Origin of the sequence: Streptomyces sp. SID14478, assembly GCF_010548525.1 — a bacterium.
In the GTDB taxonomy this organism is placed as follows: domain Bacteria; phylum Actinomycetota; class Actinomycetes; order Streptomycetales; family Streptomycetaceae; genus Streptomyces.
This window is the reverse complement of record NZ_JAAGMG010000137.1, coordinates 1-277: the sequence shown is the minus strand read 5'-3', so window position 1 is coordinate 277 and position 277 is coordinate 1. Positions and strand designations below refer to the sequence as shown.

Genomic DNA, 277 nt, shown 5'->3' with positions numbered 1-277 from the left:
CGGCGCCGAGGGCGGCCAGCAGCCGGGCGTCGTCCGCGTCCGGCGCGGCGAGCCGCAGGTTGTCCCGGACCGAGCCGAGGAAGACGTGGTGCTCCTGGGTGACGAGGACGATGTGCCGGCGCAGCCGCTCCGGCGCCAGCGAGGTCACCGGCACGCCGCCGACCTCCACCCGGCCGCTGCGGGGCGCGTCGATGCCTGCCAGCAGCTTGCCCAGCGTCGTCTTGCCGGCGCCCGACGGGCCGACCACCGCGAGCCGCTCGCCGGGACGCACGGTCAG

Annotated in this window: 1 protein-coding gene; it reads right to left on the bottom strand. The window is 78.0% G+C overall.

Features of this window, described 5'->3' with window-relative positions:
• A partial coding sequence (locus tag G3I40_RS05090) for an ATP-binding cassette domain-containing protein (RefSeq protein ID WP_164300947.1) occupies window positions 1-277 on the bottom strand: 277 nt, incomplete at both ends.